This window comes from Helicobacter pylori, from assembly GCA_008032935.1.
In the GTDB taxonomy this organism is placed as follows: Bacteria; Campylobacterota; Campylobacteria; order Campylobacterales; family Helicobacteraceae; genus Helicobacter; species Helicobacter pylori_CX.
The window spans coordinates 762,855-786,036 of sequence record CP032039.1 but is presented as its reverse complement, the minus strand read 5'-3'; the positions used below and the strand labels follow the sequence as shown (position 1 = coordinate 786,036).

Below are 23,182 nucleotides of genomic sequence, written 5' to 3'. Positions count from 1 at the left end.
ATAAAATTGTAAAATACTCTTATCTCAAACGCTAGAAAGGGTTTTAAATGGATGATTTGCAAGAAATAATGGAAGACTTCTTGATTGAAGCCTTTGAAATGAACGAGCAATTGGATCAGGATTTAGTGGAATTGGAGCATAACCCTGAGGATTTGGACTTGCTCAATCGCATTTTTAGAGTGGCCCACACCATTAAAGGCTCTAGCTCATTTTTGAATCTTAACATTCTCACGCACCTCACGCACAACATGGAAGATGTCTTGAATCGCGCCAGAAAGGGCGAAATCAAGATCACGCCTGATATTATGGATGTCGTGTTGCGTTCCATTGATTTGATGAAAACTTTACTCGTAACGATTAGAGATACCGGATCGGATACCAATAACGGCAAGGAAAACGAGATTGAAGAAGCAGTCAAACAGCTTCAAGCCATCACGAGCCAAAATTTAGAGGGCGCTAAAGAAACTTCAGGGACTAAAGAAACCCCCCAAAAAGAAGCGAAAGAAGAAGCAAAAGAAGAAGCGAAAGAAGAAAATAAAGAAAACAAGGCAAAAGCCCCTACTGCAGAAAATCCCGCAAGCGATAACCCGCTAGCCGATGAGCCGGATTTGGATTACGCTAACATGAGCGCTGAAGAAGTGGAAGCGGAGATTGAACGGTTGCTGAACAAACGCCAAGAGGCCGATAAAGAACGAAGAGCCCAAAAAAAACAAGAAGCCAAACAAGAAGTTACCCCAACAAAAGAAGCCCCTAAAACAGAAACCCCCAAAGCCCCTAAAACCGAAACTAAAGCTAAGGCTAAAGCCGATACTGAAGAAAATAAAGCCCCCTCTATTGGCGTGGAACAAACCGTTAGGGTGGATGTGCGCCGCTTGGATCACTTGATGAATTTAATCGGTGAGCTTGTGTTAGGAAAAAATCGCTTGATCAGGATTTATAGCGATGTGGAAGAACGCTATGATGGGGAAAAGTTTTTAGAGGAATTAAACCAGGTGGTCTCTTCTATTTCAGCGGTAACGACAGACTTGCAACTTGCGGTGATGAAAACCAGGATGCAACCAGTGGGCAAGGTGTTCAATAAATTCCCTCGCATGGTAAGGGATTTGAGCCGGGAATTAGGCAAAAGCATTGAATTGATCATTGAGGGCGAAGAAACCGAATTAGACAAATCCATTGTAGAAGAGATTGGCGATCCGCTCATTCACATCATCCGCAACTCATGCGATCATGGGATTGAGCCTTTAGAAGAAAGAAGAAGGCTTAACAAGCCTGAAACCGGTAAAGTGCAATTGAGCGCGTATAATGAGGGTAACCACATTGTGATTAAAATCTCTGATGACGGCAAAGGGTTAGACCCTGTGATGCTTAAAGAAAAAGCGGTTGAAAAAGGGGTGATTAGCGAAAGAGACGCTGAAGGCATGAGCGATAGGGAAGCGTTTAACCTCATTTTCAAGCCAGGCTTTTCTACCGCAAAAGTCGTTTCCAATGTCTCAGGCAGAGGCGTGGGCATGGATGTGGTGAAAACCAATATTGAAAAGCTCAATGGGATCATTGAAATCGATTCAGAAGTGGGGGTAGGCACGACTCAAAAACTTAAAATCCCTCTCACTTTAGCTATCATTCAAGCTTTACTCGTGGGCGTTCAAGAAGAATATTACGCTATCCCGCTTTCTTCAGTTTTAGAAACCGTGCGCATCAGCCAGGACGAAATTTACACCGTTGATGGCAAGAGCGTGTTGCGTTTGAGAGATGAGGTGCTTTCTTTGGTGCGCCTTTCTGATATTTTTAAAGTGGATGCTATTTTGGAATCCAATTCAGATGTGTATGTGGTTATCATTGGCTTGGCTGATCAAAAAATTGGCGTGATCGTGGATTATTTAATCGGTCAAGAAGAAGTGGTCATCAAATCTTTAGGTTACTATCTTAAAAACACTAGAGGCATTGCTGGCGCTACGGTGAGAGGCGATGGGAAAATCACTCTTATTGTAGATGTGGGGGCGATGATGGATATGGCAAAAAGCATCAAGGTCAATATCACTACCTTGATGAATGAATCCGAAAACACCAAGAGCAAAAATTCCCCTAGCGATTATATTGTCTTAGCGATTGATGACAGCAGCACGGACAGAGCGATTATCCGCAAATGTTTAAAACCATTAGGCATCACGCTTTTAGAAGCCACTAACGGGTTAGAAGGCTTAGAAATGCTTAAAAATGGCGATAAGATTCCGGACGCTATTTTAGTGGATATTGAAATGCCCAAGATGGACGGCTACACTTTCGCTTCTGAAGTGCGTAAATACAATAAATTCAAAAACCTGCCTTTGATTGCAGTAACCAGTCGGGTAACTAAAACCGATAGGATGCGTGGCGTTGAATCCGGCATGACTGAATACATCACCAAACCTTATAGCGGTGAGTATTTAACCACCGTAGTGAAACGCAGCATTAAATTAGAAGGAGGCGAATCGTGAGCAACCAATTAAAAGATTTATTTGAAAGACAAAAAGAAGCTAATGCAGGTTCCAAACCAGAAGACAATGAAGAAATTTTACAATTCATCGGCTTTATTATTGGCGATGAAGAATACGCCATTCCCATTTTGAATATTTTAGAAATCGTCAAACCCATTGGTTACACACGAGTCCCTGAAACCCCAAACTATGTGCTTGGTGTGTTCAATTTAAGGGGTAATGTCTTCCCGTTGATCAGTTTGCGTTTAAAATTTGGCTTGAAAGCTGAAAAGCAAAATAAAGACACTCGTTATTTGGTGGTGCGCCATAACGATCAGATCGCTGGATTTTTCATAGATCGCTTGACTGAAGCCATTCGCATCAAGCAAACGGATATTGATCCGGTGCCAGAAACTTTGAGCGATAACAACAATTTAACCTATGGCATTGGGAAACAAAACGACAGACTTGTAACCATTTTAAGAGTGGAAGAAATCTTAAAAAAAGACTTTTAAAAACCTTTTCTATCAAACCCTTATGGGTTTTGAGAAAGATTTATTCCATTAAAAGCTTGATTTTAATCAAGCGGTAATGTTTGATTGACAACAGAGTCTTTTTTAATCTTTTCTTTTAAAAATAGCGTGAAACTTTTTTAAGTGGATTAAAAAGAATCTCTCATTTTTTAGTTTTTATCACCAACGCTTTTTAATAAGTGGGGCTTTTTGCGTTGAGATTCACTAAATTGTAGCCCCCTCCTTTTTAAGGATTTCCTATTTCAACACTTTTAAAAGCGCTTCATAATTGGGCTCTTCTAAAATATTTTGAACGATTTCTTTATAGATAACCACTCCCTTATCATCAAGAACAAACACCGATCGAGCGAGTAAGCCTTGAAAAGAGCCTTTGCCCAACAGCACGCCGTAATTTTCCCCAAAAGCCTTATACCTAAAATCGCTTAAGATTCTTAAGTCCTTAATGCCTTCAGCACCGCAAATTTGCCCTTGAGAAAAAGGTAAGTCCATAGAAATAACGCTAAAACTCACAGAAGGCAGTTTGCCGGCTTGCTCATTGAAGTGTTTGGCTTGGAGCAAGCAAACCGATCCGGTTAAACTAGGAAGCGCGCTAACGACCTGAAAACGCACGCCCTGCTTCAACAAATTGACTTCTTGCAAATCGCCATTGACCAATTTCACATCAGGGGCTTTATCGCCCACTTTTAAGGTTTTCCCTTCTAACTGATATGTTTCTTCTTTAAAAGTAACTTTTTGCATGGTTAAATCCTTTCTAATTGAATTGCTATATTGCGTTAGAATAATAGTCAATTAAAATTAACTTTTAACAAATTTAAAAAGAATTTGTTTAAAAAGTCGTTTTCATTTTAAAAAACCTCTTAAAATCCATAAAATTTGCATAACGATTTAATTTTTAAGAAAAGATTTACCAAAAAGTATTAAAAAATGATTACAATACGGCTATCTGATCACAAGGAGAAAACATGTTTACATTACGAGAGTTGCCTTTTGCTAAAGACAGCATGGGAGATTTTTTAAGCCCTGTAGCGTTTGATTTCCACCATGGGAAACACCATCAAACTTATGTGAATAATTTGAACAATCTCATCAAAGGCACGGATTTTGAGAAAAGTTCTTTGTTTGCTATTTTGACGAAGTCTAGCGGAGGCGTGTTCAATAACGCCGCTCAAATTTACAACCACGATTTTTATTGGGATTGCCTAAGCCCAAAAGCGACTGCCCTAAGCGATGAGTTAAAAGGGGCTTTAGAAAAAGATTTCGGATCGTTGGAAAAATTTAAAGAAGACTTCATTAAGAGCGCGACCACTTTGTTTGGCTCTGGTTGGAATTGGGCAGCGTATAATTCAGACACTCAAAAAATTGAAATCATTCAAACCAGCAACGCTCAAACCCCGGTTACGGATAAAAAAGTGCCGCTTTTAGTGGTGGATGTGTGGGAGCATGCTTATTATATTGACCACAAAAACGCACGCCCTGTGTATTTGGAAAAATTCTATGGGCATATTAATTGGCATTTTGTTTCTCAATGCTATGAGTGGGCGAAAAAAGAAGGCTTAGGCTCAGTGGATTACTACATCAATGAGTTGGTGCATAAAAAAGCTTAAGCGTTACACGGCTATTGTGGTTTAAAGATTTTTAAACCACGCTTCTTTTTTGAATGAAAGACACTCTGTTTAATCAATCCCTAAACAAACGCTTTTGTTTTGATGAGAAAGTCGCCCATGTTTTTGACGACATGCTGGAGCGTTCCATCCCCTATTATCATGAAATGTTGAATCTGGGAGCGTATTTTATCGCTCAAAATTTAAAAGAAAATATCAATCCTAAATCCTTGCCTAAGCCCTTGCCTAAGCCCTTGATTTATGATTTGGGCTGTTCTACCGGAAACTTTTTTATCGCGCTTAACCGGCAAATCCAACAAGATATTGAGCTTGTAGGGATTGACAATTCCATGCCCATGCTCAAAAAAGCGCAAGAAAAATTAAAAGATTTTAACAATGTCCGTTTTGAATGCATGGATTTTTTAGAGGTTGAGTTTAAAGAAGCGAGCGCGTTTTCATTGCTTTTTGTGTTGCAATTTGTCCGCCCCATGCAAAGAGAGGTGTTGCTCAAAAAGATTTATAACAGCCTTGCGTTGAATGGGGTTTTATTGGTGGGCGAAAAGATCATGAGCGAAGATCGGATATTAGACAAGCAAATGATAGAGCTATACTACCTTTATAAACAGAATCAAGGCTACAGCCACAATGAAATCGCTTTCAAAAGGGAAGCGTTAGAAAATGTGCTTGTGCCTTATAGTTTAAAAGAAAATATCGCGCTTTTAGAAAGCGTGGGGTTTAAGCATGTGGAAGCGGTGTTTAAATGGGTGAATTTCACGCTGTTAGCCGCCAGAAAAACTTAAGTTTTTTAAAATAATATATCAAACATGAGTTTTTTAAAATAAGATATAAAACTTAAATGTTTTAAAAAATATCCACAGGATCCATGTTCACGCTGCAAGGGATACTAGGGGCGGATTTTAAAAACGCATGCACGCTTTTGATTAGGCTTAAAGGGTTTTTGGAGCGCAATAAAATAAGGTAGCGATAAGAAGAAGCGATTTTTTCAATGGGGGCTTTGAAATTGGAGAGCGTTACGCCCTTTTCTAAACACAAAGAAAGGGTTTGAGAGGCTTTTAAGCTCAATTGTTGGGCTTTTTCTTCGTTTTTATGCTTAAACTCCAACAAACACAGCCTTGAAAAAGGCGGGTAGAGTTCGCACCTTTCTTGCAATTCGTATTGTAAAAAATCTTCATAATCTTCTAAGAAATTTTCTAATAGATCGGTTTCGGTGCTTTGAATGAACACTTGGCCAGAAATTTGCCTAGCGCTCCTCCCAGCGATTTGATAAAGTAACGACACGCCTTCTTCTAAAGCCCTATAACTATTAGATTTAATGATATTGTCTATGCCTAAAACAACCGCTAAACTCACTTTAGCGTAATCATGCCCTTTGCTTATCATTTGAGTGCCGATTAAGATATTCGTTTTTTGAGCGTTGAAATCGTTTAAAATATTGTGGAGTTTTTTTGGCGTGCTGGTGTGATCTTTATCCAAAATCGCTATTTTAGCGCCTTTCAAAAGGCCTTCTAACTCGTTCAACACTTGCATGGTGCCTATCCTTTTACCCACTAAAACTTCGCTTTGACACGCGCTGCAAATTTTAGGGATAGGGCTTGAAAAATGGCAATAATGGCACATGAGTTTGTTGGTCTTTAAATGCAAACTCATATTCACGCTGCAAAAGGGGCATTGAACGCTTTTGTAACAATTTTGGCACAGCAAGGTTTTAAAATTAGCCCTTGTAGGCACAAAAATAATGGCTTGCTCGTTTTTGTCTAGGACCTGTTTTAGCGCTTCTAGGAGTTTGGGCGTGATAAAACGCTCGGTTTTTTCAAAAATAATGTTTTTTTGCGTGGGGGTGTAGCGCCCCTTTAAGCGCACTAAAGCCTTATCTTTAAAGCGTTGGTAACTATTCAAACTTGGCGTAGCAGAGCCTAAAATCACTTGAATAGGGAATTTATGGGATAAATACAAGCATAAATCCCTAGCGTTATACATAGGGCTTTGATGGGATTTATAAGAAAAGTCATGCTCTTCATCTACAATGATCAAACCCAAATCCTTAAGGGGCAAAAACAACGCGCTTCGTGTGCCTACCACTAATTTGATTTCTTGCGAATAAAGCTTTTCTAAAAATTGTTTTTTTTGATTTTGAGAGAGTTTGCTATGCCACAAGCCTAAATTTTCTTTAAAGACCCTTTTAAGGCGTTGTTGCATTTGAGGGGTGAGAGCGATTTCTGGCACTAACAACAAAGCGCTTTTTTTTTGCTCTAAAGTTTGAGCGATTGCATGCATATAAATCTCGGTTTTCCCGCTACCCGTATCGCCAAAGAGCAAGCTTGCTGAATGTTTTTGCAATTCTTTTAAAGCGTTGGTTTGCGTTTGGCTTAAAACATTGAGGGTAGGCTCAATTTTTTCTAACCCCACTAAATCGCATTCTTTAAAAGGGGTGAAAAGGCTTAAGACTGAAGAAAGATTAGCCGAGTAATATTGAGCGATAAAAATAGCGAGCTCCATTTGAAAAGGGAGTAAAAAATAAGGGGTTTTTTCCAATTCTAGGCATTCAAAAGAGGGTTTTGAAACTTCTTCAAGAACGACGCCCAAAAGCGTTTTATTCCTTAAATGGATATTGACTAACGCTCCTTTAAGGTGTCGCTCTTTAGAAAAGTAAGTTAAAGGGGGGGTTTTATTTTTTAAAGGAGCGATCAAGTGATAGAACATGATGAGATTTTTTCTAAAAGCTTTTGGAGTTCATTATGCAAATACTCGTTTTGACAACTTTCATGCAAATAATCCTTCAAAAGCTCTAAGGCGTTTAATTCTTGGTTATGGAAACGCTCCTTTAGGGTGCGTTTCATCTCATCGCTAAAGGTGTTATTGAGAGAGATTTTATAGCGTTTGCCTAAATAAGTGATTTCTAAACTATCGTTTTCTAAAGACATGTTTTTAATGGTTTATGACAATAAATCAGAGATTTTGTCATAAAGACCTTGAATACCCTTATCTTTAGCGCTCAATTCATCGTATAAAATAGCGATTTGAATGTCTTTTTCTTCATTTTGCGCATTCAGGGTGGTGTTTGCTTGGCGTAAAGCGTTCAACTCTTCTTCTTGTTTTTGGATTTTTTCAATCAATTCATCAATTTTAGTGCCCAATTGGTTTAATAAACTTAAAGATTGCATCATAAGCCTTTCATGGTTTTCAAAAGTTATTATATCAAAGCTATTAAATTATCGCAAAATACCCCTATCCCCTTAAGGTAATGGCTTTTACTATAAAATTAAAGTAACTAAAACCCCATGTTTTTAAACCATTCTTATGGCGGTATTTAGTATTATTTTTGATTACCATAAAGCAATAAGACAGAAAGCTTGACATGGGAGTGGTGAATGCAAAAAAGTATATTAAAAATGACTCTGTTGTTGGTTTTCCTCTTTTTAAGAAACACTGTTGGTTTAGAGGACAAAAAAGCGGATCTTAAAAGCGTTCAAAATACGCCCAAAAATTTACCCCCTATCCAATTAAGGCTCGATCAAGTCCATGAAGAACTTATCAAAATGTTAGAAAATATGGGAAAAGGCACGCAGTATGAGTTCCCTAAAATCAAAGAAATCCTAGAGCAAAGCGAAGAAGAATGGCTCAAAGTCGCCCATGAAGAATGCGTGGCGTTGGTTATGCTAATAAGCCCCAAAGCTTCTATTGAAAATAGCCCGATTTATAAGAATTGCTATGAAGCTTATGTGAAGCAAAGAATCCATGATTTATATGATTTTTATATAGAAAGCAAAAAGGTGAAAAGAAAAATCAAGAAAGCCCATAAACAAGAGGTTGCCACTAAGCAATCCCAACCTTTAACAAAAGAGCCGCCTAAAAACGAAAATAAAAAGAGCTTAGTAAAACCCAGCTTAAAAGATACGAGTATCCCTAAAGGGTATTACTTGCAAATTGGGGCTTTTTTGAACGCGCCCAGTAAGGATTTTTTGCAAACGCTCAAAACTTTCCCTTACCAAATAAAGAAAAAAGACTCCCTCACGCATTATTTGATTGGCCCTTATAAAACGAAAGAAGAAGCCCTAAAACAGCTTGAAAATGCGCTTAAAAGCTTTAAAAATAAGCCTGTGTTGGTGGAAAAGTAATCGTTTTAGCTATCCCTATTTGATGAAAACAAATCTATAGTTTTATTGGATTTGATAAAGCCACCTAGCTATTAGCGCGACAAACAAACTCGCACCCAAAAACACATAGCCTATCATTTTATAAAGGGGGATAAAATTTTTTTGAATTTCTTCTTCTGCAATAATGATTTTAGAAACCCCTAAGCGGTTAGTTGGGGCGCTGTCTGTGAGGTAAAAACCCTGTTTTTTAAGTGCAAAATAAGGGGTTTTGATCAAGGCGTCATTTTTAAAAGAGGCCACAAACGCCCCGATATTAGAAAACTTGACTTGGTTGTCTGCGTCTAATAAGACAAAGGGGGTGTTTTTGAATCGTTCTTCTAAGATTTTTAAAGGCTCTAAAGAAGAGGCATTATCCAACTCTAAAAGGCTTTTAGCGATCGCATCAGCGGTGTATTGCATGCGTATTTGGGTGTTTTCTAAAAGGTTATTTTTCGCATAAAAGAAAAATAACGCTAACAAAACCCCCACTAAAAGCAAGGTAGAAATGGCGTAAACGATTAAAAAACGCTTTTTAAAAGAATAGGGCATGACGGACCTTTTTATTGATAGCGGGTTGGATAACACAGCTTTTTACGATTGGATTAAAAACGCTCAAAAACAGCCTCTTTTTTCTACCATACTTATTTAATTTTATGGTAAATTTTTGAAAAATTGTTATAATTCCTACACTTTTATTGGTAAATTTAATGGAGAAAGGAGTTTGGAACATGTTTGACATATGGATAGATATGATAATTTGTATTTTTTATTTGCTCTTTTTTACGACTCCTTACATTGTAGGCGATATTTTGCAATTGAAATTTATCCGTCAAAAGCTCTGCGAGAAGCCTGTTTTGCTCCCACAAAAAGATTATGAAGAAGCGGGTCATTATGCCATTAGGAAAATGCAATTATCCATTATTTCTCAAATTTTAGACGGAATCATCTTTGCTGGGTGGGTCTTTTTTGGTTTGACGCATTTAGAAGATCTCACGCATTATTTAAACCTTCCTGAAACGCTAGGCTACTTGGTGTTTGCTTTGTTGTTTTTAGCGATTCAAAGCGTTTTAGCTTTACCCATTAGCTACTACACCACCATGCATTTGGATAAAGAATTTGGCTTTTCTAAGGTGAGCTTGTCGTTGTTTTTCAAGGATTTTTTCAAAGGGTTATCGCTCACTTTAAGCGTGGGGTTGTTGTTGATTTACACTCTTATTATGATCATTGAACATGTGGAACATTGGGAGATTAGCTCGTTTTTTGTCGTGTTTGTTTTTATGATATTAGCTAATCTTTTTTACCCTAAAATCGCTCAGCTTTTCAACCAATTCACCCCCTTGAACAATAGGGATTTAGAGAGTCAAATTGAGGGCATGATGGATAAGGTGGGTTTTAAATCTCAAGGCATTTTTGTGATGGACGCTAGCAAGAGGGACGGGCGTTTGAATGCGTATTTTGGGGGTTTGGGTAAAAACAAGCGGGTGGTGTTGTTTGATACTTTGATCTCTAAAGTTGGGACAGAAGGGCTTTTAGCCATTTTGGGGCATGAATTAGGGCATTTTAAAAATAAGGATTTGTTGAAAAGTTTAGGGATTATGGGAGGCTTGCTCGCTCTTGTTTTTGCTTTGATCGCTCATTTGCCACCGATTGTTTTTGAAGGCTTTAATGTCTCACAAACGCCAGCGAGTTTGATTACGATTTTACTCTTGTTTTTGCCGGTGTTTTCCTTTTACGCCATGCCTTTGATCGGGTTTTTTAGCCGAAAGAACGAATACAATGCGGACAAGTTTGGGGCGAGTTTAAGCTCTAAAGAGGTTTTAGCCAAAGCGTTAGTGTCTATTATGAGCGAGAATAAAGCGTTCCCCTATTCGCACCCTTTTTATGTTTTCTTGCATTTCACCCACCCGCCCCTATTAGAACGCTTGAAAGCTTTGGATTATGAAATTGAATGACCCTTTCACAAGCCCTAAATAAAGCCAAAAAAGAATTATCGCCAAAAGGCTTTAGGGGGGGCTTGGAGTCTGAAATTTTATTAGGCTTTGTCTTGCAAAAAGAAAGGGTTTTTTTGCACACGCATGCCCATTTAGAGTTAAACCACGAAGAAGAAGCATGCTTTTTTGAATTGGTAGGAAAGCGATTGAATGACTGCCCCATAGAGTATTTATTAGGAAGCTGTGATTTTTATGGGCGTTCTTTTTTTGTGAATGAGCATGTTTTAATCCCACGGCCTGAAACCGAGATTTTAGTCCAAAAAGCCCTTGATATTATTTCTCAATACCATTTAAAAGAAATAGGCGAAATCGGTATAGGGAGCGGATGCGTGTCTGTTAGTTTGGCTTTAGAAAACCCCAATCTCTCTATTTATGCGAGCGATATTTCACCAAGAGCTTTAGAAGTGGCGTTAAAAAACATTGAACGCTTTAATTTAAAAGAGCGTGTTTTTTTAAAACAAACGCGCCTTTGGGATCGCATGCCAACGATAGAAATGCTTGTCTCTAACCCGCCCTATATCGCTAGAGGTTATCCTTTGGAAAAATCCGTCCTTAAAGAACCGCACAAAGCCCTTTTTGGGGGGGTTAAAGGCGATGAAATCTTAAAAGAAATCGTTTTTTTAGCTGCTGAATTAAAAATCCCTTTTTTGGCTTGTGAAATGGGGTATGACCAGTTAAAAAGCTTGAAAGAATGCTTGGAGTTTTGCGGTTATGATGCAAAGTTTTACAAGGATTTGAGCGGCTTTGATAGAGGGTTTGTGGGCGTTTTAAAAAGTTTTTTAAAATAAGGTTAAAACTTAATTACCCTTTTAGTGTTACAATAAAAACACTTAAAAACAATAAAGGATGCCGCTCATGTATGTTGAAAAAATTCTCCAATCTTTACAGAAAAAATACCCCTATCAAAAAGAGTTCCATCAAGCCGTCTATGAAGCTATCACTTCGTTAAAACCCCTTTTAGACAGCGATAAAAGCTATGAAAAGCATGCGATTTTAGAGCGTTTGATTGAGCCTGAAAGGGAGATTTTTTTTAGGGTGTGTTGGCTAGATGATAACCATCAAATCCAAGTCAATCGGGGGTGTAGGGTTGAATTCAATTCGGCTATTGGCCCTTATAAGGGGGGCTTGAGATTCCACCCTAGCGTGAATGAAAGCGTGATCAAGTTTTTAGGCTTTGAGCAAGTGTTGAAAAATTCGCTCACCACTTTGGCTATGGGGGGCGCTAAGGGGGGAGCGATTTTGACCCTAAAGGGAAGAGCGAGCATGAGATCATGCGTTTTTGCCAGGCGTTCATGAATGAATTATACCGCCATATTGGAGCCACGACTGATGTGCCAGCCGGGGATATTGGAGTGGGCGAAAGAGAGATTGGCTATCTGTTTGGGCAATATAAAAAATTAGTCAATCGTTTTGAGGGCGTATTGACCGGTAAGGGGCTCACTTATGGGGGGAGCTTGTGCAGAAAAGAAGCTACCGGTTATGGGTGCGTGTATTTTGCTGAAGAAATGCTGCAAGAAAGGAACAGCTCTTTAGAGGGTAAGGTTTGCAGCGTTTCTGGGAGCGGTAATGTCGCTATTTATACCATTGAAAAATTGCTTCAAATAGGGGCTAAACCGGTAACGGCGAGCGATTCTAATGGCATGATTTATGATAAAGACGGCATTGATTTAGAGCTTTTGAAAGAGATTAAAGAAGCGCGTCGTGGGAGGATCAAAGAATACGCCCTACAAAAACCAAGCGCGAAATACACCCCCATAGAAAATTACCCCAAAGGGGGAATGCTATATGGCATGTGCCTTGTTTTGCGGCTTTTCCTAGCGCGACCGAGAATGAATTGAGCGTTTTAGACGCTAAAACCCTCCTTTCTAACGGGTGCAAATGCGTGGCTGAAGGGGCGAACATGCCCTCAAGCAATGAAGCGATTGAATTGTTTTTGCAGGCTAAGATTTCTTATGGCATAGGCAAGGCGGCTAATGCTGGGGGGTGAGCGTGAGCGGCTTGGAAATGGCGCAAAATGCGAGCATGCACCCTTGGAGTTTTGAAGTGGTGGATGCGAAATTGCACCACATCATGAAAGAGATTTATAAGAATGTTTCTCAAACCGCTAAAGAGTTTAAAGACCCTACTAATTTTGTTTTAGGGGCTAATATCGCTGGTTTTAGAAAAGTAGCGTCGGCGATGATAGCGCAAGGGGTTTGATTGGTTTTACAAACCTATTTTCTAACCCACTTCCTTATGGCACATAGCAAGGGTAAGGATTTTTGATAAGCTTTGCGATAGATTTTAAAAGAGGTGTTTTGAGAGAGTTCTAATAAAGGTGAAGCGTTTTGTAAAAGGCGCTCATAATTAATTCTCAAATCATCATAATTAATTCTCAAATCATCATAATTAATTCTCAAATCATCATAATTAACCCTCAAATCATCATAATTAACCCTCAAATCATCAATGGATACTAACGGCTTATGCAGATCACGCTCCCACATGAAAGATGTTGAGGATTTGTGGTAAATCGTATCGTTTTCTAAAATCGTTTTAAAAAAATCTAAGATTTTTTTAAAACTCAAATCTTGGTAAAAGTAAGCTTTCCCATCAAGGGTGTTTAAAGGGTTTTCATAGAGCATGTCTAAATAGGCGTTTGGGTGCGTGTGCAAGTATCTCACGTAATCAATCGCTTCATCAAAGTTTTTAAAATCACAAACGTTTACAAAACTCTTAGGGTTAAAATCTTGCGCCACGCTAGGACTCCCCCAATAAATAGGAATGGTGTGGCTGAAATAAGCGTCAATGATTTTTTCAGTTACATAGCCATAATTTTGAGTGTTTTCAAAACACAGGTTGAATTTGTATTGGCTTAAAAACTCGCTCTTGTTTTTGACGTTATAGCCTAAAGTGTTTTTCACGCTCCCTCCCCCAGTAACTGGCTCTATAGAATTTAAAGCGTCATAGAAAGCGTTCCTTATAGGGGCGTTAGGGTTGCTTGCGACAAAGCTCGCAAACCCTCTTTTCAAAGGATCGCTCTCATCATTCACCACTGCGCATAAATGGGGGTGGTTTTCTTTAAAATGATGGGAGGGTTTTTTTAAAGCATAAAGACTGTTGTCTTTAATCTTGTAAGGCGCAGTGGTGTCATTCACGCTCTCGGCTTTATGGTGTAGCCTATCATAATATAAAGGCATTCTCAAATAACGATTGTTAAAATCCAATTCATCAAAGCCTATGGCGTAATCAAAGAGGTTGAAATTAGGGACTTCGTTTTCACCAGTGTAAAACACCCTTTTAGTGTTTTGATAGGATAAGATTTTTCTGGCTGCTCCAAGGGGATTGCTAAAAACTAGATCTGAGGGTTTGTTGGGGTTTTGGTGGAGGGTGATTGTGTAGCGTTGGCTTAGGATAAAATAAAGAATGTTCTTTTTAAATTCTTTAATTTCTTCATCTCCCCACCAATTCGCCACAGCGATTTTTAGGGGGGGGGAGATTTAGAGGCCATTTTTTCAATGGAAGCGCTTTCTATAAAGGCGTCTAATAGGGGCTGAAACATGGTTATCCTTTAAACCAATTTAGGCAAACTCAAATGGCGTTTGAAATACGCCAAAATCACGAGAGCGAAAGGTATCGCTACCAAAAAGTATAAGAAAGTAGGGATAGGCAAGGGATCGCCTGCGGCATAGCTGTGCAAGCCAGAAAGGTAGTAATTCACGCCAAAATAAGTCATTAAAACCGAATAAAACCCTAGCACGCTGCTGCTCGCTAAAATAAAGGGCCAATTGTGAGAGCCTAAAAAACGCAAATGCAAGATTAAAGCATAGACGCAAATAGAAATCAACGCCCAGGTTTCTTTAGAGTCCCACCCCCAATAGCGCCCCCAAGATTCATTCGCCCACACCCCGCCTAAGAAATTCCCGGCCGTGAGCATGAACAGGCCTAAAATCATGCTCATTTCATTGATAGCGCTAATAGAGAGGATGGTTTTGTCCAAATTGAAACGCCCTTGTTTGCGCAAAATAAACAAAACCAAACTCAAAATCCCTAGCACAAAACACAAGCCCAAAAAGCCATAACTAGCGGTGATGACAGAGACATGGATATTGAGCCAATAGGATTTTAACACCGGCACTAAAGGGCCGATTTGAGGGTCCATAAAGCCTAAATGAGCCACAAAAAGCGCGATACCGGCTAAAAAGCTAGAGGCCGATAGCGCGAGTTTGGAGCGTAAAACAAACCCTGCGATAACAGAAGCCCATGCGATATAAAGCATGGACTCATAAGCGTTGCTCCAAGGCGAATGCCCGCTCACATACCAGCGCAAAACAAGCCCCATAGAATGAGCGATCGCGCAAAGCAAAATAGCGATATAAAGGATTTTAGTGAGCCAAATATTTGGAATCGTGTTTTTAACCAGAGAGCTGATCACAACGATAAAAAGCAATAACCCAAGAAGGATATAAGGCAAAGTCAGGCTGTTAAAAAAATTGGTGTGGTTTAAAAAAATTTCAGAATCCACTTTAGAAGAGGGTAAATAGAGGTTTTTGGCATGCTCTTGTTGGTAAATGCTTAAATCTTTTAGGGTTTTTTCTACTTTATCCCATTGATTGGTTTTTAAAGCGTCATCAAACCCGTTAAAAATATTTTTTAAAAACTCCGTTGCCACGCTTGAAATTTCTTTATTAGGGCTGTTGATCGCTTCAATGGGCGAGAGCCAAGCGGTGGTTTTATCGCTAGGGAAAATGCGTAAAAATTGAGCGCTAAAAAGCGTATAAACTAAGTTGATGCGTTCATCTACTTTTAAGACATCTTTATCCAATTCGTTGCGCGCGTTAGGGGATTTTTGATTGACTTCTTCAACCAGATTTTTTAATTTATACCCACGGCTATCAAACACATCTCTAAAAGCGATACGACTCTCATCTAAAGGCGTGCCAATAAGCTTTCTTAAGGCTTTACTAGAAGTGTAAATCATCTTAATACTGCGCCAATCATTGGGGAAAAACATGATCCCTAAAAGCACCTGCATGGCGTTTAGCCCTTGAAAATCATCTTTTTTTAAAATCTTATGAATGTATTCAATGCTAATAGTGTCTAAAGGTTTGATACGCCCGTCAAAATCCTGGACTTGAAGCCTTTGAAAGGCTTTTAAATGGTCTTTGGAATACTCTCTTAAACGTTTCAAACGCTCTAAAATCGCACTTTTAGAATCTTCTTTATTAGTGGAATTTTCTACGCTTTGTCGCTCAATTTTAGCGCTTTTGCCCCCATGCATGTCAATTTGGCCTTCATTGGCGAACGAAGAAGCAAAAGGGCTGACTAGAATTAAAGCGAGCAAGAAACTAGCAACTTGTTGGGATTTTAAAAAGCGTGAAAGCTTTAAAAAACGCCCGTTTTTATCCAAAAGCAACCACAAAGCCCCCAAAATAAGCATCGCATACCCTAAATAAGTGGGGATTTTACCCGGGTCTTTATTGACAGAAAGGATCGTGCCTTTTTCATCCGTATCATAGGAAGATTGGAAAAATCGATAGCCTTCATAATCTAAAACATGGTTCATAAAAATCCTATAAGGTTTGATTAAAGTGTTATCCAGTTTCAAAACTTCCACTTCTGAAGCGTAAGATGAAGGGCTCATAGAGCCGGCGTAACGCTCTAATTCAAAACGCTTCAGTTTGATTTGAAAGGGCAATTCAATGTAAGCGGATCCAAAACTTAAAGAGAGCTTGTCGTCTTTAAACATCTCGCTTTCTTCTATGCCTTCATTCCTGTTGTTTTTAATAAGGTTGAATTTGTGGCTCACGCCATTATAGGTCGCTTTTAACACTAAAATAGTAGCGTCATCTTTTTTAATGGCGTTTTGCTTGTAGATCTCTAAAGGTTCTAAAATCAAAGGCTTGTGATCTAAAGTGGCATGAATGGGTTTTAATCGTTTGGAATAATAAAAAGTTAAAGGCGTTTTTAAAGAAAGTTTTTTTTCGTCGTTTAGGGTGATATTAAGGTAAGTGTCCGCGCTTTCAAAAGAGCTTTGTGCGCTATTTTCTCGCACATGCATAAGCCCTTCTACGCCAAAAAAACGCGTGATGGCTGCCCCTAAAATGATGAAAATCAAAGAGCTGTGGAAAAAAAGGCTCGCATACCTTTTGCGCTCCAAAGCTTTAGATTTAATGAATGTGCCTATTAAAACCACCAACAAATACGCATGCAAGAAATTGAACCAAGGGGTGTTATACACAATCGCCTTACTCGCGCTCGTGCCGTAATCGTTTTCTATAAAAGTGGCTATCGCGCACGCTAAGGCATAGAGCGCGATTAAAGGGATAGCGACCCAAAAAGAAGCGAACAAAAAAGAGAGCAAGCTCTTAAGGTTTTTCATTCTCATTCCCTAGTTGGACTTGCTCTTAGAAAGGTTGGTTTTATACTTGATGTAAGCCTTTAATTTTTTAGTGAGATCCTCATCGTTTTTCGTGTCTTGATACTTCCCATCGCCGATAAATTCTAACACGGCTAAAAATTGTGTGGAGGGCATATAGCCGGGCAATTCATAGATGGTTTTACCGGTTTTATCGGATAAAACAACCGTAGGGGTGGATTGGACGGCATAAATTTGTGCTAATTCTTCTGTGGACATTTTGATTTCTTTTTCATCATTTTTATCCTTATCGCCGACTTTAAAATCATGCTCTTTAGAATAGCTGATATTGACATAGTAAGCGCTAAAATGCTCTTTAACATAGTCGCGCAATTCTTTGACATTCTTGAGATCTTTTTTAAACCTTTCACAATAGGAGCAACCATTACGGCCAAAAACTAAAAGCATGTATTTATCGTTAGGGCTAATAGACTTGTTGTTTAAAAAAACATCTTCTAAACCGGCGTAGCTCTTTTTGTCTATATTGTCTCGCTCATCGTTCAATTCTTTGGAGCTTTGAGAGCCAGAGCTTAAAAGATTTTCATCTAACTTGTCCTTATTGTTGGACTTGCAAGCGCTTAAAAACAGCGAAATCAATAGCAACACGCTTAAAAATTTCTTAGAAACATAAGAGAGTGAAAACATGTAATAACCTTTATTTTTTAATAGATTTGAAAACTCGGTATTTTACTATAATAATCGTTTTTTATGCAAATTTCACTCACTTTTAAGGTTTTTCACTAATTCAATGATAAATTTTGCAAATTCTATGGAATCGTTTAAACATGGGCAAACTAAATATTCCTTAATTGCCAAGCGCTCTGCCATCAAGCGGTATTGCATGTCTAATTCATAGAGCGTTTCAGAATTGTCAATCGTGAAAGCCAAAGGATAGATGATAACATGAGACTTGCGGTGTTTTTCTATCAATTCTTCAGTGCTTGGCTCTAGCCATTTCATAGGCCCTAATTTGGATTGGTAAGAGAGTAAAACTTCTTTAAAAGGGATATTTTTTTGCTGTATCAACTCTTTTAACAAGCTCACATGGTGTTCGCATTCTTGCTGGTAAGTATCGCCGGCATCAATAACGCTTTTAGGTAAGCCATGGACGGAAAAGATTAAGACAAAGTCCTGGCTTTTGCGGTTGTTTAGGGCGCTTAAAATCGTGTTCAAAATGATTTCATTAAGCTTGTTGTCAGCATAAAAGCGTTCTATGACTCGCACTTTGGGGCGGAAAGTTTCTAAGGATTTTAGGGCGTTAAAAGCGTCATTGAAACTAGAAAGGGTGGTCGTGCTAGAATATTGCGGATACATGGAAAAAAACACCAAGCTTTCTACCTCTTTTAAAGCTAAATCTTGCAAGACCATAGACGCATAAGGGGGGTATAACGCATCGCATAAGTGTAAAAGCGAGAAGGATCCAATTCGTTCAAACGCTCTGTAAGGGCGAATGTGATAGGCGTTAAAGGGGATTTGCCCCCTAATTTTTCATAGATTTTTTTGGATTTTTCTATGCGGCTATTGACGATCATTTTACCCACCATTTTACGCATGAAATTATTTTTAATGGTAAGGATAAAGGGGTCATCAAACATGTTTTTTAAAAACACCCCCACTTCATAAAGGCTGTTAGGCCCTCCCATATTCAAAAGAACGACCGCTTCTTTAGGGGATTTTATGGCGTTATTTTCTAAATTATTAAGCTTTTCATTGATCAAATTCATTAGTGCATGCTAAAATAAAACGATTAATAAAAAATAAATCGTTAGAAAGAAGTTAATGTTAGAGATGAGTTTGCAAGCATTAAATACACAAGATTCTTCTGTGATGGCTCAATCCTTGCTTGTCCATGCCTTTTTTGCCGCTTTGCTTGCCCTAGCCTTTATGATCAATCTTTACACCCTTTTTAAAGAAAAGAATTTCATCCAATTGAACAAAAAAATCTATCTTGTCATGCCAGCGATTTACATTCTTTTAAGCATCGCTCTTTTGAGCGGGATTTTTATTTGGGCGATGCAGCAATTTGAATTTTCTTTTAGCGCTGTTGCCATGCTTTTGGGGTTGTTGTTGATGCTTATTGCAGAAATCAAACGCCATAAAAGCGTGAAATTCGCCATCACTAAAAAAGAACGGATGGAAGCCTATATCAAAAAAGCTAAAATCCTGTATTTTTTAGAAACGATTCTTATTGTTGTGTTAATGGGCCTTTGAATGCGTTTTGTCTACCACCCTTTAGCCAAAGAACCTACTTTAAAAATAGAAGGCGAGAGTTATATCCATTTATACCGCTCAAGGCGTATCAAAAGCGCGAGTCGTTTGGATTTAAGGAATTTAAAAGACGGCTTTTTATACACCTATGAGCATGCAGAAATCACTAAAAAACATGCCCTTTTAAGGCTGGTGGGCGCGCAAGCGTTAGAGGTTATGGCTAGTAAAAAAACGCATTTGATTTTAAGCGTGATTGAAATCAAAAGCATTGAAAAAATCCTACCCTTTTTAAATCAGTTAGGCGTGAGCAAGTTGAGTTTATTCTATGCGGATTTTAGCCAACGCAATGAAAAAATAGACAGCGCCAAATTAGAGCGCTTTCAAAAGATTTTGATTCATTCTTGCGAGCAATGCGGTAGGAGCGCTTTAATGGAATTGGAAGTGTTTTCAAACACTAAAGAGGTGCTAAACGCCTACCCAAAGGCGAGCGTTTTGGATTTTAAGGGCGAAACCTTACCTGCAAGCACGGATTTTGAAAAGGGTATTATCATAGGGCCTGAAGGGGGCTTTAGCGAGCAAGAAAGAGGGTATTTTAAAGAGCGTGAAATTTATCGCATCCCGTTAGATATGGTGCTAAAATCTGAGAGCGCATGCGTGTTTATAGCGAGTATCGCGCAAATTTAGGAGGTATCGCAAAAGTTTTAAAAACAAATTCTAAAAACTTAACTTTTTGCTAAAAAGCTTCAAGTAAAGCAAAGTTTTAAAATTTAAAAAATCCACCCGTAATTAAAAAACACTTTAAAATGGCTGCCCCCTTCATTCAAAACAACAGAGTTCGCATAGATGCCATTATTAGAAGCGATTTTAATACCGCTTTGGATTAAAGGAACGCTAATGCCTATAGAATATTTAGAATGCTTGTAGCGGTAATTAAACCCAGTAACTATATCTAAATTACCGCTCCCTTTGACTTGATTGAAAACATAGTAGCTATTGTATAAGCCCCTTAACCCCCCAAACACCCCAAAAGAGGAAGCAAAAACTTTTTTAGTGGGATTGCCTTGCTTTTTATTGGTATAAGTGGTGATGAAATCAAACAACACATCCATTCCCCCACCATAGCTTAATTGCTGGATTTTTTCATCGTTAGCTTGAGCGTAGTTGTATTTGATGATACCATAATAAGCTAACCCTATATAGTCGTTGAAATAATGTTGGTAGCCTATTTTAACATTAACCCCTAAAATAGGGCTTCTAAAAGATTGTTGGGCGCTAGAAGTTAAAAAACTTTGATTGAATGCGTTAAACACAGAGCTAGCGAAGGCTCTTGCGTTCAAACTAGCGTCTAAATAGTTGGCTTGGCTGCTCAAATTAGCGAAATTAATGGGCAGGGCGTTTTGATTGATGAGCTGTTGCCAGACAGCGGTAGTAACCCCTATAAGCCCAGCAGGGACTTGAGCGCAATTGGTGTAGATGGAATTGGGGTAATCGCTAGGGAAAGCGGGCTGATTTTTGCCGCCAAAACGAGAGCAAACATCATAGGTGTAACCATCATGGTCTCGCACTTCATGCCCGTTGCTAAATTCCAGCTCTTCTTTCCCGTTTTTCTCCACTTCATGCCCGCCTTCACACCGCACTTCTAGCCCGTTTCCTTCTTGGCACAAACGCACCCTTTGATAAGTCATGTTCCCGTTATGGGTATAACCTAAAGTATGGCCGTATTCATGGATAATGTCTCTTAACGCCAAAATAGCCACTTTATTCAAATTTTTGCCAAACAATTTTTCAGGGTTTAAGGCAAAAGGCGCTATCCCTAAAACACCTTGATTGAAGCCGTTATCACCAGGAGCGCTTGCGCTGCCTAGTTGGGATCCTAGCCCTAAAAACCCCTTGGCCGCATTCAAGAGGTTCACCGTAAGCTCATTAGCGACTCTATAACTATTGATAACTTCTTCTGGGGTTAGCACATATTTTTCATCTTTAGGATCAACAAGCCCGTTATTAAAGGGATTCACGCATTTAGGGTAATCAATACCGCACTCTGATGGGCTGTTAGAAAATTGGAAAGGGGCGTTTAAAACGGCTTCTTCCCAAGATTTGGAGTCAAACACCGCAATCATATCTAACATTAAATTGGTCAATTCTTCTGCGGTTTGTGGGGTGAAAGACACCGAAGCGACTTGACAACTCTTTTTATAACCAGGGCATTCATAATGAGGTTTAGGAGAAGTAAGAGGGCCATTAGGATCGTTGTTGCCGCTAGAAAACGGATCTGTATTCTCATAAGTCATTTGAAGATTAGTCGTGATTTGACTGAGCTTTTCAAACAAACTCTGCGTGTTAGCGTCAGAAAAGGGGGTGGTAGTGGTTTGAAGTTGTTGGAGGCCATCAGAGTTGAATAATGAATCGTTTGAAAAATTATTAAACAGGCTTGCAGGCAGAATGATTTGAGAATCTTTAGGGATAGTCTCTATCACGCCTAAATTGACTGCCTTGCCTTGAGCGTCTGTATAACTCAGCTCAATATTGTTTAAATTGTAGGGCAGAAAGTTTTGTATCACAACCACGCTGTTATTGCCATAGCCTTCAAACTCGGCATTATCCTTGTTGTATGCCATCACATACACAGGGCTTTGAGAATAAAAAGTTAAGCCGTTGCCATTGATATTAGCCGCTGTGAATAACTCAGTCGCTTTTTCTAAAATGGTGCTTTGGAGGATGTAGTATCTCCCATAGACGCTTTGGGGGGTGGCCGTATCGCTCTTGTTTTGTTCTTTGGGTTGCTCTTTAGTTTGTGGGTGGGTTAGGGGGTTTTCATAGATTTTTTGGGTGTTTTGAGCTGTTGTTTCTTCTTTAGTTTGAGTGCCTTCTAATAACCCGGTTTCAAACCCGGCTTCTATAAAAAAGCCGTCTTTTTGGTGTTTTTGAAAGGCTTCTAGAGGATTGAACAAGCCGATTAAAGACAAACAAATCGTTTTACTAACGAATCTTAGCATGGTATTTTCCTAAATGGTTTAGCGTTTTGTTCTCAAAGAGCCTGTAACTCAATCAAACTGAAGTTTCGTATTATAATATATTTTTGAGAAATTGCGGTATTGTTTGTATTTAAAAATAAACAACGCCCAAAGGATAAGCACTTTTATCTTTCTTCAAATCACTTTAAAATTTTAGGCAAAGTGATGCCCACTTGCCCTTGATACTTACCGCCTCTGTCTTTATAGCTTTGCTCACACATTTCATCGCCTTGTAAAAACACCACTTGCGCAATCCCTTCATTGGCATAGACTTTAGCCGGTAGATTAGTGGTGTTAGAAATTTCAATCGTAATATAGCCTTCAAATTCCGGCTCAAAAGGCGTAACATTCACAATAATCCCGCATCTAGCGTAAGTGCTTTTGCCTAAACAAATCGCTAAAGTGTCTTTAGGCATTTTAAAATACTCTATCGTATGGGCTAGAGCGAACGCGTTAGCTGGCAAGATAAAAAAGCCCTCTTGACTCGCATCAATTTTGGTTGCGTTGTTAGGGTCAAAGTTTTTAGGGTCAATCAAAGCGTTTTTGTTATCAAAGAGCATGAACTCGCTCCCCACTCTAATATCATACCCATAACTGCTCAAACCATAGCTGATCACATTCTTACCGACTTGCTTTTCGCAAAAAGGGCTAATCATGCCATGCTCTAAACTCATTTTTTTAATCCAAGAATCCGCTTTCAATCCCATACGCACAAAGCCTTTAAAGTTTGTTAATAATTATGTTATTATAACAATAATTTTTTGCTAAAAACGCTTATGGTTAGTAAGATTATGTGTTTGTGGCATATTTTAAAATAATATAAGGAATAGA

19 protein-coding genes and 2 pseudogenes are annotated in these 23,182 nt (G+C 38.8%); 10 read left to right on the top strand and 11 right to left on the bottom strand.

Annotated elements, in window-relative coordinates; all coding sequences use genetic code 11:
• Nucleotides 1-47 precede the first annotated feature (47 nt).
• Together D2C78_04000 and D2C78_03995 are read left to right on the top strand one after the other, a co-directional pair.
• Nucleotides 48-2,474, top strand: coding sequence for a hybrid sensor histidine kinase/response regulator (locus tag D2C78_04000; GenBank protein QEF35154.1), 2,427 nt, complete (start codon nt 48-50; stop codon nt 2,472-2,474).
• The gene (locus D2C78_03995) at nt 2,471-2,968 is read left to right on the top strand and encodes a chemotaxis protein CheW (GenBank protein ID QEF35153.1); all 498 of its coding nucleotides are present in this window, start codon (nt 2,471-2,473) and stop codon (nt 2,966-2,968) included. The genes D2C78_04000 and D2C78_03995 overlap by 4 nt, the downstream gene beginning before the upstream one ends.
• Before the next feature lie 255 nt (nt 2,969-3,223).
• Here the strand turns inward: D2C78_03995 and D2C78_03990 are convergent, their stop codons facing one another.
• Nucleotides 3,224-3,724, bottom strand: a complete 501-nt coding sequence (locus D2C78_03990; protein ID QEF35152.1) for a thiol peroxidase — start codon at nt 3,722-3,724, stop codon at nt 3,224-3,226.
• 224 nt (nt 3,725-3,948) lie between these two features.
• On the opposite strand from D2C78_03990, the gene D2C78_03985 reads away from it, so the two are divergent.
• Together D2C78_03985 and cmoA are read left to right on the top strand one after the other, a co-directional pair.
• On the top strand, nt 3,949-4,590 hold the full coding sequence (locus tag D2C78_03985) for a superoxide dismutase (protein ID QEF35151.1): 642 nt from the start codon (nt 3,949-3,951) through the stop codon (nt 4,588-4,590).
• 53 nt (nt 4,591-4,643) lie between these two features.
• Entirely contained in the window at nt 4,644-5,387 is a 744-nt protein-coding gene (cmoA, locus tag D2C78_03980) for a carboxy-S-adenosyl-L-methionine synthase CmoA (GenBank protein QEF35150.1), read from the top strand.
• Nucleotides 5,388-5,448: 61 nt separating this feature from the next.
• Here the strand turns inward: cmoA and D2C78_03975 are convergent, their stop codons facing one another.
• The 3 genes from D2C78_03975 to D2C78_03965 are packed head-to-tail and all read right to left on the bottom strand — an operon-like array spanning nt 5,449 to nt 7,772.
• A complete protein-coding gene (locus D2C78_03975) occupies nt 5,449-7,308 on the bottom strand; it encodes a primosomal protein N' (protein ID QEF35149.1) in 1,860 nt (619 codons plus the stop codon).
• Nucleotides 7,293-7,529 carry a hypothetical protein gene (locus D2C78_03970; protein QEF35148.1) on the bottom strand — a complete coding sequence of 79 codons (237 nt, stop codon included), beginning with the start codon at nt 7,527-7,529 and terminating at the stop codon, nt 7,293-7,295. Before D2C78_03970 ends, D2C78_03975 begins: the two co-directional genes overlap by 16 nt.
• Before the next feature lie 12 nt (nt 7,530-7,541).
• The gene (locus D2C78_03965; protein ID QEF35147.1) at nt 7,542-7,772 is read right to left on the bottom strand and encodes a DUF904 domain-containing protein; all 231 of its coding nucleotides are present in this window, start codon (nt 7,770-7,772) and stop codon (nt 7,542-7,544) included.
• Between the two features lie 204 nt (nt 7,773-7,976).
• On the opposite strand from D2C78_03965, the gene D2C78_03960 reads away from it, so the two are divergent.
• Nucleotides 7,977-8,723: an SPOR domain-containing protein gene (locus D2C78_03960; GenBank protein QEF35146.1), complete on the top strand. Its 747-nt coding sequence runs from the start codon at nt 7,977-7,979 to the stop codon at nt 8,721-8,723.
• Between the two features lie 42 nt (nt 8,724-8,765).
• On the opposite strand, the gene D2C78_03955 is transcribed toward D2C78_03960, so the two are convergent.
• Nucleotides 8,766-9,290 carry a hypothetical protein gene (locus D2C78_03955; GenBank protein ID QEF35145.1) on the bottom strand — a complete coding sequence of 175 codons (525 nt, stop codon included), beginning with the start codon at nt 9,288-9,290 and terminating at the stop codon, nt 8,766-8,768.
• Nucleotides 9,291-9,469: 179 nt separating this feature from the next.
• On the opposite strand from D2C78_03955, the gene D2C78_03950 reads away from it, so the two are divergent.
• The 3 genes and pseudogenes from D2C78_03950 (at nt 9,470) to D2C78_03940 (ending at nt 12,931) form a co-directional block, all read left to right on the top strand.
• Nucleotides 9,470-10,693: a M48 family peptidase gene (locus tag D2C78_03950; GenBank protein ID QEF35144.1), complete on the top strand. Its 1,224-nt coding sequence runs from the start codon at nt 9,470-9,472 to the stop codon at nt 10,691-10,693.
• A complete protein-coding gene (prmC, locus tag D2C78_03945; GenBank protein QEF35143.1) occupies nt 10,690-11,520 on the top strand; it encodes a peptide chain release factor N(5)-glutamine methyltransferase in 831 nt (276 codons plus the stop codon). Before D2C78_03950 ends, prmC begins: the two co-directional genes overlap by 4 nt.
• A 67-nt stretch (nt 11,521-11,587) precedes the next feature.
• Nucleotides 11,588-12,931, top strand: a pseudogene (locus D2C78_03940) (NADP-specific glutamate dehydrogenase).
• A 14-nt stretch (nt 12,932-12,945) separates the two neighbouring features.
• On the opposite strand, the gene D2C78_03935 reads toward D2C78_03940, so the two are convergent.
• From D2C78_03935 to D2C78_03920, 4 genes and pseudogenes are all read right to left on the bottom strand, one after another.
• Nucleotides 12,946-14,187, bottom strand: coding sequence for a fucosyltransferase (locus D2C78_03935; GenBank protein QEF35142.1), 1,242 nt, complete (start codon nt 14,185-14,187; stop codon nt 12,946-12,948).
• A 95-nt stretch (nt 14,188-14,282) separates the two neighbouring features.
• Entirely contained in the window at nt 14,283-17,093 is a 2,811-nt protein-coding gene (locus D2C78_03930) for a cytochrome C biogenesis protein (GenBank protein QEF35141.1), read from the bottom strand.
• A 9-nt stretch (nt 17,094-17,102) separates the two neighbouring features.
• The gene (locus D2C78_03925) at nt 17,103-17,774 is read right to left on the bottom strand and encodes a thiol:disulfide interchange protein (protein QEF35140.1); all 672 of its coding nucleotides are present in this window, start codon (nt 17,772-17,774) and stop codon (nt 17,103-17,105) included.
• Between the two features lie 72 nt (nt 17,775-17,846).
• Nucleotides 17,847-18,853, bottom strand: a pseudogene (locus D2C78_03920) (ferrochelatase).
• Between the two features lie 55 nt (nt 18,854-18,908).
• Between D2C78_03920 and D2C78_03915 the strand changes: the two are divergent.
• Both D2C78_03915 and D2C78_03910 read left to right on the top strand, forming a co-directional pair.
• Complete coding sequence (locus tag D2C78_03915) at nt 18,909-19,340, top strand: hypothetical protein (GenBank protein ID QEF35139.1); 432 nt, start codon at nt 18,909-18,911, stop codon at nt 19,338-19,340.
• Nucleotides 19,341-20,021 carry a 16S rRNA (uracil(1498)-N(3))-methyltransferase gene (locus D2C78_03910; protein QEF35138.1) on the top strand — a complete coding sequence of 227 codons (681 nt, stop codon included), beginning with the start codon at nt 19,341-19,343 and terminating at the stop codon, nt 20,019-20,021. It begins immediately after the preceding gene.
• 83 nt (nt 20,022-20,104) lie between these two features.
• Here D2C78_03910 and D2C78_03905 read toward each other — a convergent pair whose 3' ends face one another.
• Nucleotides 20,105-22,333 carry a hypothetical protein gene (locus D2C78_03905; protein ID QEF35137.1) on the bottom strand — a complete coding sequence of 743 codons (2,229 nt, stop codon included), beginning with the start codon at nt 22,331-22,333 and terminating at the stop codon, nt 20,105-20,107.
• A gap of 158 nt (nt 22,334-22,491) precedes the next feature.
• The gene (locus D2C78_03900; GenBank protein ID QEF35136.1) at nt 22,492-23,058 is read right to left on the bottom strand and encodes a dCTP deaminase; all 567 of its coding nucleotides are present in this window, start codon (nt 23,056-23,058) and stop codon (nt 22,492-22,494) included.
• Nucleotides 23,059-23,182: the final 124 nt, after the last annotated feature.